This is a genomic window from Paraburkholderia sp. RL17-337-BIB-A (genome assembly GCF_046025895.1).
GTDB classification, from domain to species: Bacteria; Pseudomonadota; Gammaproteobacteria; order Burkholderiales; family Burkholderiaceae; genus Paraburkholderia; species Paraburkholderia fungorum_C.
Genome location: NZ_JARESY010000003.1, coordinates 169044 through 186623 on the forward strand (window position 1 = coordinate 169044; position 17580 = coordinate 186623).

Below are 17580 nucleotides of genomic sequence, written 5' to 3' on the forward strand. Positions count from 1 at the left end.
GCTCTTCTCCAGGTAGAAAAGCCCGGACGGATTGCGGCCCCGATGGGGACGAATCCCCACCGGGCGGTTTAAGAAACAACACTTCAGCGGGGAACCCCGCCGTGAATAAAGTTTTCGATCAGACGTGCAGCGCGTGATGCACCGTTGCGTTCCCCGGACGTACCGTTGAAGCTACAGGCGCTGCGCAGAAAGCCAACCACTCGTCCGCGAAGTCAGTCTCTCGCAGCCTGGGCCGGTGGACGATCACCGTGTACCCTTCCGCTCGCAGCCGCTTCGCGAGAATCAAGGCAGCATCCATACCCGGCGACTTTCGTGTCTTCGGATCGACCGCATCGAAGTCCGCGAAAATATGGACGACGCGAATACCGAGGCGTTCCGGAACAGCGAAGTCGGACAGGAGGCTCCGGTTCAGGCAATACCAGACGGGCACTCCAAACTTCATGTGTGCGCCAAGGACCGTCTCCAGTCCCTCGCCTACACCTATCTCCCCGTTGACCGGATCCATCAGCCGGACTGCGCCGCCGTTAAGCCTGTTAAGCGTCACGTCGTTCAGCCTCGACGGCAGGACTTCACCATCGCTAGTGATGATCGTTGCCTTCGCCGGCTTCGACCTTTCGAGAAAGGTGCGGTGCAACGTGCCTAGCCGACCATCCGGCAGGGTGAACCGAGCCAGAATGCCCGGCCATTCGCCAATCACCTTCTTCTCGTGCCGATATTCGAGCATCCCCATACGCAACGCACCCAAGAACGCGACATCAAGGCCAGGCACTCGCGAACGAAGGTACCGCGAGACCAGGTCATCGCGGCCAATGGCGTTCGCACGTTCCCACATCGAGTCGAGCCGCTTCTGAGCCCATGCCGGATCGACCTTTCGGTGCGGCGCCGGCGGCACATTGCTCGCGCGACGTACAGCAGTTCGCACATCAGCGGGAATGCCGCCGTCGAGTTCAACCATCAACTCGCGAAACGTAATTCCTGCGGTTTTGCAGATCAGCTCGAAGCCATCGCCAGCCTTGCGGTCGCCGTCGTTGCACTTCCGGCAAACCCAGTCGCCGCGGCCGCGCTTGTTGTCATAGGTGAAGCGGTCGTTGCCGCCGCATATCGGGCACGGTGCGCCCTTCCCGGTCAGTGAGCTTGCGGTCACTCCAAACTTCTGGAGCAACGCAACCCACTGTTCCGGGGACAGCTTGACGTCCTTAACATTCATTTGTCACTCCAATTGTGGATGTGGTTGAGGTCGATGCCTTTGAAAAGGCGGTGAAACCGTTGCTCAAAAAAACCGTCCAGGCGCGACTATGCGCACCGGCGCGAACGGCTTTTTTCAGCAAGGAAAATCGGGCGAAGGGTGTAGTGGTCTAATTTCCTCGGACAGGTCGATAGGAGGACAATCCTGAATCGACGAGGAAAACGATAGATGACAAGAAGGCGCCGACAATTTGACGCCAGCTTCAAGCTGGAAGTGGTACGGATGGTTCGAGACCAGGGCTTATCGGTCGGCGAAGTCTGCCGGTCGATGGACCTGGTTGATACAGCCGTGCGGCGCTGGGTAGCGCAGTACGATGCGGAACGTGCTGGCGGTCCCGGCGAGGGCAAGCCGCTGACGGCGGAACAGCAGCGCATCCGGCAACTCGAAGCAGAGAACCGGCAATTGCGCGAGGACAACACGCTGTTAAAAAAAGCGTCGGCCTTCTTTGCACGGGAACTGAAGTGAGTTACCGCGCGGTAACTCACTTGCAACAGGAGGCCGTATCGGTCAGTCACGCCTGCCGGGTTTTGCAGGTGAGCCGCTCTGGCTACTACGCGCACCGGCGTGCCAGGCCGAGCGCAAGGAGCCTGCAGGAGCAGACTCACGTCAAGGCAGCATTTGCCGCCAGTGGCGCGAGCTATGGTAGCCGGCGCGTGATGCATGCGCTGCAGGAGCAAGGGCTGAAGATTGGTCGTTACCGGGTGCGTACGCTGATGCGCCAGGCGGGGCTGCGCACGAACTGGAAGCGCAAGTTCGTCTCGACGACCGACAGCAGGCATACGCTACCGGTGGCGGAAAACGTGCTCGATCGGCAGTTTGATGTGGCCCAGCCCAATCGCGCGTGGGTTTCAGACATCACGTATATCCGCACAGCGCAGGGCTGGTTGTATCTGGCGGTCGTACTGGACCTGTACTCACGCAAGGTGGTCGGCTGGTCCATGGCGCCTACCATGCCGGCCGGACTGGTCGTGTCGGCACTGACCATGGCGCTACAGCAGCGCCGACCAGCGCCGGGACTGGTCCTGCATTCGGACCGGGGCAGCCAGCTTAGGTTCAAGGAGTCGTTGCAACACTTGTTTTTTAAGCTGTGGATAGTAACTCTTCAAGCGCTTCAGCGGGGGTCTTCCACTGAAGGGCTTTGCGCGGTCGGGCGTTGAGTGTGTTGGCGACCGCATCGAGTTCGCGTTCAGAATATCGACTGATGTCGGTGCCTTTGGGGAAGTACTGTCGCAACAGGCCGTTGGTGTTTTCGTCAGTTCCACGCTGCCACGGGCTTCGCGGATCGCAGAAGTAGATTGCCAGACCCGTGTCGATTTGTAGCTGCGCATGCTGGGCCATTTCCGCGCCCTGATCCCAAGTTAGTGACTTGCGTAAATGCTCGGGCAGCATCGCGATCTTCGCGGCAATGGCATTGCGAACAGCCTCGGCGCCGTGGCCAGCTAACGCCGGCCCGTTCTTCACCCGAGCGCCAGAATTGTGGCCCGGCATGGGCGGTAGGTGCAGCAGCATTGTGAATCGGGTCGTACGTTCAACCAAAGTGCCAATTGCAGAGCTGTTCAGGCCGATGATCAGATCTCCTTCCCAATGCCCAGGTACAGCACGGTCGGCAACCTCGGCCGGGCGCTCACTGATCAGCACCTCGGAGGTGATGAAGCTTTTTCCTCGCTGCTGCGTTCTGGCCCGTGGCACGCGCAGTGCCCGGCCGGTACGCAGACACGCAGAGAGTTCGCGTCGCAATGCACCACGGCCCTGAATGTAGAGTGCTTGATAGATGGCTTCGTGTGAGATCTGCATAGACTCATCATCGGGGAAATCAAGTCGCAACCGGCGGCTGATCTGCTCCGGACTCCAGCAAGTGCCCCAACGCCGGTCGGCCCGACGACCATGCCGTCTTCCCTTCCACGGTACGTTGGGTCCCGGTATCGGCCGGCCCTTCTCATCGGTAACCGCATTCGCCAGTCGGTCCTGCACATAAGCCCGTAATCGCTCGTTCTCGGCGAGCTTGCTGGTCTTGGGCCGCCTTGCCGCTCGCTCGGCTTTCCACTGCGCGACCGTCGCCCGATAGGTCAGCGTACCGCCACGGGTCGCGGCATTGCGGCACAGTTCGCGTGAGATGGTCGAGGGCGAACGACCAAGCCGCCGTGCGATCTCGCAAACCCCGCAGTCCTGCGCCCGAAGCAAGGCAAGCTCCTCACGCTCCGAGAACGATAAATAGCGACCCGAGCGCGGCGCCAAATCTATCGGCGGCATGCCTCCAGCCTGGCGAAACCATCGCGGGCCCAAGGGCTGCGACACGCCGCACGCCAACGCGGCGGCATCACTCTCCATTCCCTCGGCAATGCAGTTCCAGAATGCTTGTTTCGTCTCTAACTGATTGACACCTGGCCTGCCCGGTGAAGACATCGATGCCCGCCCCGTCTGTTGCGCAGCCCAACCTCGTGGTCGTCCCATTTAACACCTCCAATCTCGAGATGTTGCAACGACCGATTGAATTCGCCCAGTACGCGAGTGACGAGTACCAGGCATTGCTGAAGCAGCATCACGTGGTTTGCAGCATGAGTCGCAAGGGAAATTGCTGGGACAACGCGGTGATGGAGCGGTTCTTCCTGAACCTGAAGATGGAGCGCGTGTGGCAGCGTCGTTACGCCAACCACGAAGAAGCACGGCGCGACATCAACCAGTACATCGTCGGTTTCTACAACGCCGTACGCTTGCATTCGACTTTGGGCTATCTGTCGCCCGTTGCCTACGAGGCGAAACCGACAGCAAAAGACCCTATCTGCCTGTCCGAAATAACTTGACCACTACAGGGTGATGTCGGAACAGGGGCCGACTGAAGACTGGAGAAAAGTCACCTTCGTCACTTCGGTCATCCCAACGGGAAGGACCAAAGCAACGAAAGGTGAGGCAATACAGGATCGACGGTGAGGATTTACAGGACCAGACGACCTGCGTGCTACGTGACCCTCAGGACTTTTTGGTGATGGACCACAGCCACTTGTCCCACAGGATCTGGGCGCCTGTCGCATCCAGCTTTGGATGCCCCTGTTTATCGACGGCAGGCACCTTGGTTTTGCCAAGACGCCCCACCTCGACCCGATCGCCAATATGACAGTGGGCTTCAGCGATTGCGTCACGCAGACCCTCGCCCTGTAGAACGTGCGTTTCTCCGCGATGCTCGAGAGTCAGGCAAAAGGACTCATACGTCTTCCCCGGGCGCTTGCCGTCCGGAAATGTCTTCTCGCCCCACTCCTTGACCACGCCGTATCGGGCTCTTTCGGGCCGCTGCGCAGGCTGTGTCCTAGCTGCGGACTCCAGACCCCGCACGTCATTTTCCATGACCATCGGCGCTTCAAGCTGCGCGCGGGGAACGCGCGCGCGCGGCGTGGCGTTGGCGGCCGAACTAGAGCGTTCGCCTCCAACTTCCACTGTTCCGCCAGGACGCGCCGCTTTGATCGCTTTTGCGATCGCCTCCGTCAGCGAGGATTGATATTCGCAAAGTACAGCCCAGTGGGGCTCGAGCGACGGTATCAGCTTCATGCCGACAGATGTCTCGCGTAACTCGAAGTTGAAGGCCGGATGAAACTGCACGACTACGTCGCCTTCATCGCGAAAAAGCATGGCCTCGCCGGCGATCATCACGTGACGCTCGTTCGCCGCGCCGCGTCCCACCACTACCGGCGTTGCGTCGGCCTTCGGGGATGATGAACCCTTGGGTTGTGAGCGGGATGGATCGACAGCGCCAAAGATGCCGCCGAACAGTTTGCCGAATGTCGAAGTCGTCATGCCGGCTCCTACAGCAACGTGCCAAAGCTGTTGCGTCGGACTTCTTCCATATCGCGTTTGAGCAGGGGGTTGCTCATGATCACGTCCTGCAGGATCTCTGGATCGACGCCGTTGATCATGCAGACGTAGCGATACGGCACAGCGCCATCCCAGAATTCCATCACCCAGCCAAGGGTTGCGCGATAGTCTTCGAGCTCCAGCTTTTTGCGGTTTTTCAGTCTTTCGCTGAACAGCGTGCAGCAGTCCATCAGCGACTCGGGCATGTTGTCGCCACGACGGCTGTCTGTCGCGAAGCTGACAAGCGCGTCGACCATCTTGTCGCGTACAGCCTCGCTCCAGAACTGCGGGTCCGGAAGCGGATCGACTTTCGACGGGGCGGTCACGATCAGGGAAGTACCACCGAACATGTCGAGTTGCCATGCTGTGATTTCGTTTTGCATGGAATTTCTCCGTTGAGCGGGATCCCATGCCCGCAACGGGATGGTTTCCCGTTGGGGTGAAGGTGCAAAGACGCCCGTCAGGGGCGTCTTTGCGTTAGAGGCGTTGCGACTAGTTGTCGGTGCCTGTCTTAAGCGGAACAACGACAGGCGACTTTGCGTACTGCCGTTTAATCGGGGTCACTGGCACCGCTATGCTTTCCTCAGCCTTCGGCTGTGAAGCAGCGGCAGTCGGTGGCGCTTTCGCATCGCTCGTATCCGTCTCAGTTTTTATTGCGTTGTGAATCGATTTCTTGACCCACATCACGACGATGACGCCGACGAACAGCGCGGCAAAAAACGAATGCGCAGCAAACCACAGAGCAAAGCACACCGCGAGAAACGAAAGGGGCGACTGGGTTGCCTTCAAAACAAACTGCTTCGGCATTTTTCTCTCCAGAAAAAATTACGCACTAAGGGATGTCCAGGCTGGAAGGCACTGGACCGTTTCGATGCTCAGATGAGCAGGGAAAACGGGCGCGCGGAGAGACGCTTTCGTCACGGCTCCGAAAGGCGTGGCGAAAGCAGCAGTCAACGAGAAAAGGGAATGGAGAAGCTGCCCGTCAGGCTATGAGGGCCGGTGTCTCAGGGTCGATGCGTCAGAAACGCGGGGATGAAAGGAAATTTACGCGTCCACGCGTTGCCGGGGAGCGGGAAAGCTGCCGAAAACATAGGGGCTTTTGCGCGACGTTGCCACTGGTCTTTCCGCGTCTTGACTTCTATAACCGCATGCCAAGTTGGTCTCACATCAACACCGAAGGACAAGCGATGTTCCTTGAGATAGCACTGACGGCTGCCGCGTATCAGTTTCTTCGCCGCAGGAAGTGACCCGACCTCTGCTGGCGCCAGCTGAAGTCGCCTATGAGCCCCTCGGAAACTCTGGGCGCGGCAGGCGAAGCCTGGGCGCACGTAAAACTCCAGGAGACGCTGGACTGGCTGTGCGGCACCGACTATTACCTGCACGAAGGCCCGCTCGAGTCGAGCTTGCCCCGGGTACCGCGTGCCCAACGGCGGAAATTGACCATCTCGCAGTGACGCCGTTCGGCGTCTTCATTTTCGAGACAACGAACTGGTCGGGGCGCATTGTTCCTTCCACTGCGCAGGGCATGGTGACCCGCATCGGTTCCAACCGCCAGGCAGAGGACCGTCGTTCACCGCTCGATCAGAACCGGACAAAATCGCGTTCTTCCGCTCCCGCCTGCCCCCAGCTGGCCTGTGATGGGTGCGGGCCTATTCACCTCGCCGCAGGCGCAGCTCGGTCCCGGCCTTCACTCGGACCTGCTTTCCCGCGTGGACCTTCCTCAGTGGTTGCGCACTCGCCGCGATGCCTATACCGGGTTGCCGGCGATTGACGTTTCGCGAGCTGCAGCAGCAGTACGCCTGCATTCCGATGCTTCGCCCGCCGCCGTGGACGCCCATAAAAGAAGGGTCAGCATCTAGACATTACTGTTTCGTATTCGGCAATTCTGTTTTGCTTACAAAAATCACTAAATGTTTCAGAAAGGCAACCGTTAAGCGTTTGCATACATAGCAAAAGGTATGGTCAGTACGGTCGCTATGGGCGAAAGAGGGGTCAAAAATCACCTCTTTCCAAGACGACCGGTCGTTTTCGAAGGCTACTCTCAGTTACGAACGGCACCGGGTGGTCGCCGTAAAAAAATCGTTGGAGAGAAGAATGCAAGAAAGCAAGAGGTCCAGCACGGGTCTCGAAACAGTAGGAAAAAGGATGAATTCGAAGACGCTGAATGAAGTGGTCGCGTTCGACCCGATGGATGAGTTCGTCTTTAGCATGCAGGACCCGAACGCCGTGACACGCGAGAACATGTCGACCGTCGCACGCGAGGTTTTTGGCGGCGGCTCCGAAAATGCGGAGTTCATCGCGAAACTTGTCGAGCACATGCTGGCTGTGTCCGAGTCGCGCTCGAAGGTCGTCGGCGAACTGGTCATCCTGGGTGGGCATCTCCAGCAGATGATGAAGTCAGCGATCAGTCACCACACCGGGAAAGTCGGGAATACCTTCCAGGCTCAGAAAAAAGCTGCGACCCTGTGTTTTGATTTTTTCCACAAGTCTCTCGGGATTACGCGTTCAAGCGCACGGGGTTACATTCGCTGTCATCAGAAATTTGGCGATGACGCAGAGGCCGTTCGGGTGTTCACATACGGCGAACTCAATCTGCTGTCGGCTCAGGACGTGACGGAAGAACAGATCACCGTACTTATGGAAAAGAAGGCGGCTAACAGCGATCTGACGCGCTCTGACATCAAGGATCTCCTCAAAACGCTTCAGCGCCAGGAAGAAGCGATCGGCGATCGTGACAAGCAACTCGAAAATATCCAGGGACTTCTGGAGGACAACAAGATCCAGCTCGACGTTACAGCGCGCGAGAGCAATCACCTTAAGGAGCAGTTGGCAGCACACGAGCGCCACCTTGCCGAAAAGGAGAAGAGTCTTGCAAATCTGCGCGACCTGTTGACCACGCGCACATCAGGCTACGGGTCGATGGAAAAGGACCTGGCCGACAAGTCGAAGCTGCTCGACGAACTGACCGCAGAGTTGGCTGCGTTGCGCAACGCAAAACCCAGGGTTGAAACGGTTGAAGTGGCCGTCGAGAAGCTTCCCGAGCCGTACAAAATCGTCTCCGAGGCCGTCGGGACAGCGCTCTCCGAACTCAAGGACGTTGAAGCGCGGAAATCGGGTCTTGAGGATGAAGTCGCGGCGCTGAATTCCGCTATCGCGAGCAAACAGGCAGAACTCGAAGCCGGTACAGCAATAAAGCGGGCACTCGACGACCTCACGGCAACATGGGCCGACGTAGCTGGAAAGATGGCCACGGTTCAACTGGCAGTTCAGGCGTCCAGCGAACCTGAACAGTACAACCCGACGCTCGAAGCTCTCGCGGGGATGCTTCGCAAATATGTTGCCGAAATCGAAGCAGCACTCAACCGCTGAACCTTGCTGACCGACCGATAGCGACGGAATGCGAGCGATCAGGACCTGTCGCTCGCCCCAGAAAAATAATGAATTGAACAAGATGCCAAAAGAAACTACGAGAAACAACGAGTCGAACACCATCCTGCTGTCTGACTGGTTGGCCGAGAAGATCCAGCGCGCCAATTTCGCGCTCACCGACTTCATGCATCTGGCTCTCGCCGGCCACCGGGAAATGCAGAACGTGCTTGGCCTGTCGCTTGACGACATGGAGACGTTCAAGCAACAGATCAGGCCCAAAGCCACGCTCATGAACATGCCGTTTCTCGCACTCGCGCCTGTCCTGGACGATCCGCGCGACTGGGAGACCTTTGTCGACGGTGCGATCTTTTCTCAAAAGATTGAAAAACTGACCGCCGAAATGCCGCGGGTTGACCAGATCACGAGCCGCGACATCTTTCACTACAACCACGCCTACCTGCAGTTGCTCAAGGATGTGCTGCACATGAATCTCATCGCCGTGCCGCTGCTCGGTATCTCGACGGAACTGGCCGCCTATCTCAGGAACCTGCCGATGGCGCGACTCGAAAATGCAATCGGCGCGATCAGGTTTCCGCTCTTCAGATGGCGGTTCGACGACCCTAACTTCTGGATGGAATACGGCGCCGGCTGGCTCACTGAGGAAACCGTTGCTCACTACCTGATGCGCACGTCGCCGCTAAGCGCCGCAACCCTCCCCTACAAGAGTGCCTGGACGGACCTGCGTCTTGAGCGAAGCGAGAAGGAAATCTTTGCCCGGATGATGATGGCGCAAGGGTGCCGGGCATCGACCGCAACCAACCTGTTCAACCTGAATCCCACCAAGGCGCGAACAACCTACAAGGAAATTCACGGCGTTAGCTCGCCTTGCGGATGCAATCCGAGTTCGTTGACCTGGTACGTCGACCAGTCAGTCCACCGTCTCCAGGCTTCGGTATATGCCTGGCTCTACCGTAGCGCGCTCCACAACGACGGCAACATCCCGCAGGCGCTGATCGCCGCCAACGACATCATGGCGAAGATGTTCGGCAAGAACCTGCTGATCACGGCCGATCGTGCCAACCATCTGACCCGATCCATGGCGATGGATTCACGCCTGACGATGGCCGCTTGCCGCAGCTGCTCGACTGATTATGTCTTGTCGAATGGAGAAGGAAAGATCGAACTCGCGAAGGACTTCAGTTGCCCCGGTTGCAACTATCTGCTGACGCCGAAGAGCCAGGCTGGCAAGCGCAAGGTGCCAAACTAACTCAAGGGAATCGGAAATCATGTCCCACGAATTCACCGTAGAAACGGGTCTGGTGGCGTTTTCTGTCGGCGGTCGCGCGCAGTTCGGATGGCTCGATCTCGTGACAGGTTCGTTCCACTCGGAGGCAGATGGCCAGTGCATCAATGACGCGATCGTCGCGGTCGAATTCAGCTCGGATGTGGTGCATTGAAATGCAGGACTTCGCTTACCTCTTCAGCGATAGCGTCGCAGCGTGGTTAAAAGGACATGGCGACGCCCGATTCCTGCAATACGAGCGCTACTACCGCGCCGGTCGCGCTTCGGCGCACGGGGCGGCAGACGGCTTCGACCTGGAACGGTCCAACGAGCAGTATGCGTCGCTGTGCCGTCGACCCAGCAACCGCCTCGTTCAGATTCTCGACAGCAAGTTCTTCAGGCGTCTGATGCTGTTCCTCACGATCCTGTGGGGAGGTGCCCTGCTGTTGCCTACGGTCGGTAAGTCCCAGCCCGTAGCGGCCGGCGTCGTGTTGTGCGCGCTCTTCGTCGCGATGCGCGTCAAGGCATGGCGCGGGCGCGCACGACGCAGGTAGCCACCACTTTTTGCGTGCACTTTTGCAAGAACCCATACCAAAGCAGCAACGATGAACGGGCAGTCCGGAGTTGCAGTCGAGGCTGCCTTGACTTTGGAATGCGCTCGATAAGATGAAAGTAAGCAGATCGCGGGAGCGACTGCATCAACAACCAAGGGTAGAAAAGATGACGACCAGGAGCACATTCAATTTTACTTCGACTGCAATCGCGGCTGCGTTTTTCGTCGCCGCATGCGGCGGCGGTGGAGGCGGCAGCAGCACCGGCACAGCGGCGGCAACCGGCGCAAGCGCGCCGGCAAGCAGCACGGCGACCGGTGCGAACGTGACGACGCCACAGTATCTAGCAGGCAGCGCACAACTGGCCGCATTCAACCTGCTCAACCAAGAACGGCAGCAATGCGGTTTCCCCGCGCTTACCGAAAATACCCAACTGGATAGCGCGGCGGGCGCACATGCGCTCTACATGGGGCAGAACGGCGGCACAATCACCGACACAGAGGTAGCTGGCAATGCTGGATTTACCGGCGCGACCTATGCTGACCGGGCCGCACACTTTGGTTACCCAACCTCCACTTACGCTGGCGGCGTAAGTGGAGGCTATTACACATATCCCGCCCTCTCGAACACGCAGTATGGACAGAATCTGGTCTATGCGTGGTTGTCTGGTGTCTATCACATCGCTATCGGCGTATGGCCGGTAACGTCCGTTGGAGTTGGATTTAACCAAACAACTTTCAACGGTGCTCCGGTGATTCAGAGCTCGTTGAGCATCGCGAATCTGCAACCCATGACAACAAGCGGCCCGCTGACGTTCCCTTGCCAAGGGACTACGGGGATCGCGTACGAGGGCGGGGGAGAAACGCCAACACCGCCGAATACGTCGGGCGCGTTCGGTACACCGGTAGCTGTTGCTGGAAACCCGACTGACACCATAGCGCTTCAGTCAGGCACGATGACCGATACGTCCGGCAACGTCATCAACCTGCAACTGCTCGATTCGGCTAGCGATCCGAACAAACTGCTTCCCGCGTTCGAAGGCGTCGCATACCCTACCGCGCCGCTAGCTCCGAATACGGTCTACGTCGTGTCGATCACAGGCACTGTGAATGGACAAGCATTCTCGCGAAGCTTCAGTTTTACGACGGGAAGCTTTGTCGGTTGATAAGTAAACTTGTTGAAAAAAAGCGCCCTGCGGGCGCTTTTTTTTCTTCAGTCAGGTTCCACGCATAGCCACGAGGAGTAGGTGACGGCATTTTGACCTAAACTTGGCATTAGTTGAAGCTGGAAGGAGGCGCTGTTGCTAGAGAGCATCTGGTACATCTGGTCTGCTGTGTATGTAGACCAATTCGACGGTACGACCGACCCGTCCCAGTAATAGGTGGCTCCCGCCGCAGTGACAATCTTAAGCGTGTTACCAGCTATCGAAGAAAACCACGGGCCGCCCACTTCATTCGCTTCGCAAAAGTAGTTAGCAATGAACAGCGATAAGCTTCCTGTCGGAGGGGGAGGCGGGGGCAGAACCGTTGGAACACATACGATGCCGACCGAAGCCGAACCGTTCCACGATGGGGCCGACATTTCAGTGTATCCGACACCGCAGGTCGGCTGCGGGGGCGGCTGGCACGAGTAGTGTCCGTTCGTGAGTGTCCATAAAAGCGGTGCTGTGCAGTTCGGTGACACTGGATTAGGCGTCCCGTAGTAGCCCATCTGTCCGTTGGACCCCGTACTCCATACCTGGGCAAGCGACACCAGCGGCGTCGCACCCAGAAGCGTCATCAATACCGCCAACCCACCTCGCAAACGCCTGACATTCATCATTTATGGTACCGCTTATGTGTTGCCGAAAGTGCACTGAGCATCTACCTCGGCGGTCAGGCCGAGACTGTTTCCTGTGAACGCGTTACCGGACGTGTCAATCAACAGAATCTGAACGTACCACCAGGTGCCTTCGTCAAGGAGTCTGAAAACAGATGTCTGCCATGGAGGATTCGCCGCCACGTTGACCCCGTTGGTCTGCGGGATGATAGTTGCGGTCGGCGTGCCACCGGTACACGGCGGCTTGGAGACACCCGAACCGTCCGCGTATCCCTGATATTTCTGCACGGTCATCACGTTGCTTATCAGCTGACTGATTGGCACCCAGTTGCCGTATTCGTTGCACACCCACATCTGGTTGTTCGAGCGCATGGTTACCGTGTTCCATGTGCAGTTCGCAGCCGCCGTGTTGAAGTTCACCGTTGGTGCTGTTACGGTCCCGTTCGACGTAATATTGCCGGCCGAGATTGGCGAACTTGCGGTGCCGCTAGCGTTCGTAACATTCAAACCACCATTAGCCTGCACCGAGATTTGTTGAGCCGCATTGCTATTGGCAATAGAACTGTTACCGATCGCTACATTAGGAACGCCATTCGTGTTCTGGATGTTGGCGCCGCCCGCACTGACGGTCCCCGTCGCATTGATGTTATTCAGGTTATCCGCGTCCTGCCCGCCCCCCGCCAGCTTACCGGTCAGAGGAAGCGCTCCATCGCGCCGGTAATAAGGCGAATTAGCGTCGCTTCCAAACCCGTTGATCGCCACGATCGACGCCGCCACGTTGCCATTGGGATTGGGCGTCGTCCACTGCCCGTTAAGCCCGGAAATCGTGCCCGGCGCCTGATTCGTTGAATAGCCGAACTGGCTGCCACCGGCTGAAGCGATCACTCCGGCGCCTGCGACATCCGGTTTGCCCGCGAGCAACAGTGGCTGACTCGGATAAAGTAGCGATGCGATATGGCAGTTGCCCGCGCTCGCGGAACAGCTCGCAGGGACAACGCTCAGGCTGATCTGATACGCCCCACCCCAGAACGGCCCTGTCTTATAGGTCACGTTCGTGTTGCTTTGCGCGCTCAACTGCGCCAGCGTCGGTGCCGTCAAAGCGGTGGAACTGGTTTGCGAAAACCCGGGTGGAATCAATGTGCCGACGGAGTTCGTGATGTAATCACCGAGCGCCGCGTTGACCGACGCCTGATGCTGCCCTTCGTTCTGCAGGAGGGCGACCCGCTTATGAGCGACATCCTCTTTGATGCCTTGCATGGTAAGCACGGCCGCGCCGAGCAGGACGATCATCATCTCCAGTAGGCTGCCCATAATCGACCCGCCGTATTATGTGCGGGACATGTACAGGGACAACGTCGCATACGCGCCGGCCGACGCGCAGGCGGTGCCTGCTGTCGCACTGTTAAAGGTGGTCGTCGGCCCGGCGAGCGTCGTCGAATTCGCGCCGACCTGCGAATACGTGTTTGTCAAGGCCGCCACGCTCATTGCACATACTGCTGCCGGAACCTGATAGGACATGATGATCGAATCATTGGCCGTGCTCAGCGTGCCGATAGTGATCGTCACCGGCTGGTCGAAGATCCCCTTCAACGAAGATTTGTCAGACGCCAGTCGCGGCCCCGCAGCGTCAAACGCACGGTTCGTTGCGAGCGTGGTCAATGTTTCAGCAGAAAAATCTGCATCATTTTGTGTGGCGTTCAGGATGCCCGTATGGAACATCTGCGCCTCGCTCGTGAACTGCGACGACCTGATGGTGGTGTAGACATATGCTCCGCCTTTGATCACCGCGATTGCCAGAAGCGCGGCACCAGCCATATAGGCACCCGCCTCGATCAGAGACAGCTCGCCCGACTGCTTTCTGCGCCGCCCCGTCTGGATCAAACGCAACCGGGCGGCCTTCGTCTTTACTTGTCGCATATAAATCTCCCAATGTTCACGCCGCGTAGTGCGGCAAAAAAATAACTACCGAATGAGCGCTTACTGCGCGCCTGCTGCCGGAATGCCGCCGCTCATGTTCACGGCGCCGGTAACGATGTATGAGCCGACACCGATAAACAGAAACAGTGCGACCGCAATCCCGAGCAGCATGTAGTGCGTAAGGCGCGCGTTGCGCTTTACGGCTTCGACCACACGCTGGAGCGAGTCACGCCCAAGCGACTTGATCGCCGCTTCGAACTGATCGCGTCCGGATGCATCAGTGATCGTGTCTACAATCATTTCCGAGAAGATGCCCGTATCAAGGGCGCGCATCGGCTGTTCTGGGCGCTGCGTCAGCCGCTTGCTCATGGTGGTCAGGTGCCAGTGCATCCACGGATCGGAGGATTTCGCCACCCGGTTGATCGCCGCGCGCAACGTCAGGTTGGAGTCGAACAACCCCGCCAGCGACACGATCAGCAGCGCGGCACGCATATCGCGCCGGTTGCGCCACATCAGCGGAAACCCGTCGAACCGGTTGCGCACGGGACCGACCCAGCGTTTCAGCGAATAGAAGTACGTTGCGATCGCCCCGATAACCGCCGAAGCCGAAAGCCACCAGTACTCGTAGGCGAACGTGTCGATATGGAACAGCAAACGCCCGCCATCAGGCCACTGTTCGAGTGGCTTTATCTCAGTGACCTGCGGATAGATCAGGCCACCGAACATCATGCAGAAGCCGTACAGGTAGACCAGCAGGAACGTCGGGTAGGCAACCTGGAGCGCAGTCTGCGACGACAGCGTACGTTTGGCGAACGCCGCCATCTCGGCCAGCTCGAAACCCCGGACGACCGCATCCTTCTGCGTCGATTCGGCAGCGATGTCGAACAGCGTGTATTCGTCACCCGGAATAAACGGCTTGATCGCGACGGAAAACGAGTCGCCCTTCACGAGGCGTTCGCGCACCCGTGCAAACACTTTCCACTCGATCCGGTCACGCGCCTTATTGCGCTTCTCATAGGTTTCGAGACGTTCACGCAGCGTTTCAACGTCACGAAGCCCCTTCTTCTCGATATCGAGGCGCGTTTCCTTGTAGAAGGTTTCGCGCACACTCTGGAAACGCCAGCGCGCGATGCGCATCTGTGTCGCTTCGGGGAGCATGGCGACCAACGAACTGAACATAACGCAGCGACCTCGTTAAAGTTTCCCGTCTGCACCCGGCATCACGCGGTATTGCGCGAACGACTGCATCGATCGGTTGATGAATTGTGGGTCGATTTCGCCGCGCGAAACCTTGAAAAGAGCGTGTTCATAGAGGGTCTTTCCCGTCATATCCTCGTTATCGAATGTGCTGGTGCGCTCGCGACGCCACACGGCGCGCGCACCGCTCCAGTCGCGCTTTGCAATCTGCTCGCGGAATTCTGGCGTCGGGCGGTAAAGCTCGGCCACAAGTGTCGGCAGCTTTGTGCCGCCGGCGACCTTCCCGTCCCGCGAAAACAGACCATCGAGACGGCAGTGCTGACATCCTTCATGGTTGCGGCAGGCCATCTTCGATGTATCAAGGCCGAACTTCGAGCGCAGCAGGTCAAGATCCCTTTTCGGCATCAGGTCGTCGGCAGGCAGCTTGCAGTTCGGGCAGAGCGTGGGGACCAGCTTCTGGTTGCCGACAGCGTTGATGAATCCTTCCGCCGCGAGTTCGTCAATCGGCAACTGGAGACGGCCGCCCGCCATGCGCATGACCGCAGAAATGATGTCGCCCGCGTGCAACGAGAAGCGCACCGGATGGCCGGTCAGCGCCAGTTCGGAGACAAGACCCATCACCACGCGATCGCGCACCTCCGAAATCGTCACGTCGTCCGGGTCCATCCGCATCAGCGTACGGATCACTTCGGCGTACTTGCGGTTCGCTTCATCGTCCGACTCGTCCGGGCGACGGATGATCGAAATCTCCGAGAGCCACGGCAACGGATATTCGGACGGCTCGCTGACCGCGAACTGCTTTTTGAGTTCGCGATCCGGCAGCATGTACGAAAGCGCGCGCAGCAGCGTCGTCTTTCCGGAACCCGTTTCTCCCGTAAGGACGGTGATCCCACCGCTCACGTAGTTCAGTGTGTCGATCAGCGCGAGCTGGCTTGGCGAAAGCCCCATCTGATCGGGCATCAGGACAGAGTAATTCTTGAAATTACCGTCAAGCAGACGCAGGCCGACGTCATAGCCACCGACCGTGGGGGCCGATTGCCAGCGCAGGTTGACCGTGTCCCGCCCGAGGACCAGCGGGACCATTGCCGACTGCGGAGCGCTCGGCTGGAACGAATTGCCAGAGTTCGTATTTTTCTGGACGAGATCCGAATACGCGGCCGACAGCGCGCGGCGAACGATGTTCTTCGGCAGGCGACGGTATGTGTACAGGTCACCGTTCACGCGGAAACGCACCTCGACTGCCCCAAGGAAGTCACGCGGTTCGAAATGGACGTCGCTCGCACCATACGAATGCGCCGCCTCGATGATGTCGCGGAAGTTGCCGATCGCGCGCGAGGCTTCGCGCTCGCCCCTGACCGCAACGTCGCGCTTGCGGTCATAGATCGCAGCAATGACTTCCTCGCTCGCGATCATTTCCTCCTGTACGAGAAGGTCATGCGACGCCAGATCCTTCAGGTACGTCGCAAACTGCGCGCGTTCACTGAAACGTGCCGTGGCGGCGACGATCGCGATGCCCGGCTGGATCTCGACCGCGACGCACTCCTTGCGTATGGCCCCGGAGACGCGCAGCGTAGATTCTGCGTCGGTGCCCGTGATGATCCGCTTGAAGTCGGGCAGCGCGTCCGCCGATATGAGTACGGGCCTTCCGCTCAGTGTGCCTGTCGGTTCCTGGTCATCGTCCTCATCGTCAGCGCGCATCGCCGCTACGTGAGCGGAACCCGCCGCACTGTGCGCAGCAGTCGCACCATCCGCTGGCTCCTGTGTAGACGCCGCTACCACTTTCGTTGCCACTGCTGGTGCCGGTGCTGGCGCCGGTGCTGGCGCCGGTCCTGCTACGACAGCAGGACGCATCACTTCAGTGACCGGGGGTACCGATGGAGTCTGCGTCCGGGCCATCGGTTGTGACTGCGCTGCAATCATCTCGTCGAGTTCGCGCAGCGCCTCTTCGCCTTCCGCATACGCGTCCCCGAGGCTCCCGATCGGTTCATCAGCCGCGCCAGCGGCGACCGCTTCTGGCGTTCGCGCCGTTGCTACGCTCGCACCAACGTTCACCGGCGTCTCAACGAAGCTGCGTGGCTCACTCGAGGCCGTCTGCGCGCGCGGGTTTGTCGCGGTTCCGCCGGATTCCGTAAATTCGTCGACGTCCATGATGTCGTCGCCGGACAGCTTGCGACCGAGGAAAGACACTGTCGGATTGATCGCCTTCGTCGGCTCATTGAAGTGTGGTTCCTGCGCGGGTCGTGTCGACGTACGCCCGGTTTCGAAAAAAGCGGTCGGGCGCGCACCGCGCAATCGTTTCAGGAAGCCGCCGCGCACTGCATCGTCATTCGCTTCGATGCCGGAAAAGAGACCCATCT

The 17580-nt window shown here is 59.0% G+C and carries 15 protein-coding genes and 2 pseudogenes; 8 read left to right on the top strand and 9 right to left on the bottom strand.

Annotated features, from left to right (window positions below):
* Positions 1-118: 118 nt before the first annotated feature.
* Positions 119-1207 (bottom strand): DUF7146 domain-containing protein, encoded by a 1089-nt coding sequence (locus P0D84_RS38535; protein WP_408346873.1) that lies wholly within the window; start codon positions 1205-1207, stop codon positions 119-121.
* Between the two features lie 207 nt (positions 1208-1414).
* Between P0D84_RS38535 and P0D84_RS38540 the strand changes: the two are divergent.
* Positions 1415-2322 (top strand): annotated as a pseudogene (locus P0D84_RS38540) (IS3 family transposase); the annotation flags it as partial.
* A 4-nt stretch (positions 2323-2326) separates the two neighbouring features.
* Here P0D84_RS38540 and P0D84_RS38545 read toward each other — a convergent pair.
* Positions 2327-3697 (bottom strand): IS30 family transposase, encoded by a 1371-nt coding sequence (locus tag P0D84_RS38545; RefSeq protein WP_408344547.1) that lies wholly within the window; start codon positions 3695-3697, stop codon positions 2327-2329.
* 44 nt (positions 3698-3741) lie between these two features.
* Between P0D84_RS38545 and P0D84_RS38550 the strand changes: the two are divergent.
* A pseudogene (locus tag P0D84_RS38550) lies at positions 3742-4047 on the top strand (integrase core domain-containing protein); the annotation flags it as partial.
* A gap of 166 nt (positions 4048-4213) precedes the next feature.
* Here the strand turns inward: P0D84_RS38550 and P0D84_RS38555 are convergent.
* The 3 genes from P0D84_RS38555 to P0D84_RS38565 form a co-directional block, all read right to left on the bottom strand.
* Positions 4214-4885 carry a hypothetical protein gene (locus tag P0D84_RS38555; RefSeq protein ID WP_408349669.1) on the bottom strand — a complete coding sequence of 224 codons (672 nt, stop codon included), beginning with the start codon at positions 4883-4885 and terminating at the stop codon, positions 4214-4216.
* Positions 4886-5040: 155 nt separating this feature from the next.
* A complete protein-coding gene (locus P0D84_RS38560) occupies positions 5041-5472 on the bottom strand; it encodes a hypothetical protein (RefSeq protein ID WP_408346876.1) in 432 nt (143 codons plus the stop codon).
* 109 nt (positions 5473-5581) lie between these two features.
* Entirely contained in the window at positions 5582-5896 is a 315-nt protein-coding gene (locus P0D84_RS38565) for an HMG-box domain-containing protein (RefSeq protein WP_408346879.1), read from the bottom strand.
* A 643-nt stretch (positions 5897-6539) separates the two neighbouring features.
* Between P0D84_RS38565 and P0D84_RS38570 the strand changes: the two genes are divergently transcribed.
* The 6 genes from P0D84_RS38570 to P0D84_RS38595 all read left to right on the top strand — a co-directional run bounded on the left by P0D84_RS38570 (position 6540) and on the right by P0D84_RS38595 (position 11456).
* Positions 6540-6860, top strand: a complete 321-nt coding sequence (locus P0D84_RS38570) for a nuclease-related domain-containing protein (protein WP_408346882.1) — start codon at positions 6540-6542, stop codon at positions 6858-6860.
* A gap of 290 nt (positions 6861-7150) precedes the next feature.
* Entirely contained in the window at positions 7151-8458 is a 1308-nt protein-coding gene (locus tag P0D84_RS38575) for a hypothetical protein (RefSeq protein WP_408346885.1), read from the top strand.
* Between the two features lie 82 nt (positions 8459-8540).
* Positions 8541-9725 (top strand): FlhC family transcriptional regulator, encoded by a 1185-nt coding sequence (locus P0D84_RS38580; RefSeq protein ID WP_408346888.1) that lies wholly within the window; start codon positions 8541-8543, stop codon positions 9723-9725.
* A 19-nt stretch (positions 9726-9744) separates the two neighbouring features.
* Positions 9745-9915 (top strand): hypothetical protein, encoded by a 171-nt coding sequence (locus P0D84_RS38585; protein ID WP_408346891.1) that lies wholly within the window; start codon positions 9745-9747, stop codon positions 9913-9915.
* 1 nt (position 9916) lies between these two features.
* Positions 9917-10294, top strand: coding sequence for a hypothetical protein (locus P0D84_RS38590; RefSeq protein WP_408346894.1), 378 nt, complete (start codon positions 9917-9919; stop codon positions 10292-10294).
* A gap of 166 nt (positions 10295-10460) precedes the next feature.
* On the top strand, positions 10461-11456 hold the full coding sequence (locus tag P0D84_RS38595; protein WP_408346897.1) for a CAP domain-containing protein: 996 nt from the start codon (positions 10461-10463) through the stop codon (positions 11454-11456).
* A 668-nt stretch (positions 11457-12124) separates the two neighbouring features.
* On the opposite strand, the gene P0D84_RS38600 is transcribed toward P0D84_RS38595, so the two are convergent.
* From P0D84_RS38600 to P0D84_RS38615, 4 genes are read right to left on the bottom strand one after another with little or no spacing between them, the layout of a single operon-like run.
* A complete protein-coding gene (locus tag P0D84_RS38600) occupies positions 12125-13420 on the bottom strand; it encodes a hypothetical protein (protein WP_408346900.1) in 1296 nt (431 codons plus the stop codon).
* A 15-nt stretch (positions 13421-13435) separates the two neighbouring features.
* Entirely contained in the window at positions 13436-14026 is a 591-nt protein-coding gene (locus tag P0D84_RS38605) for a hypothetical protein (RefSeq protein ID WP_408346903.1), read from the bottom strand.
* Positions 14027-14086: 60 nt separating this feature from the next.
* Positions 14087-15205 carry a type II secretion system F family protein gene (locus tag P0D84_RS38610; RefSeq protein ID WP_408346906.1) on the bottom strand — a complete coding sequence of 373 codons (1119 nt, stop codon included), beginning with the start codon at positions 15203-15205 and terminating at the stop codon, positions 14087-14089.
* A gap of 15 nt (positions 15206-15220) precedes the next feature.
* Positions 15221-17578: a GspE/PulE family protein gene (locus tag P0D84_RS38615; RefSeq protein ID WP_408346909.1), complete on the bottom strand. Its 2358-nt coding sequence runs from the start codon at positions 17576-17578 to the stop codon at positions 15221-15223.
* Positions 17579-17580: the final 2 nt, after the last annotated feature.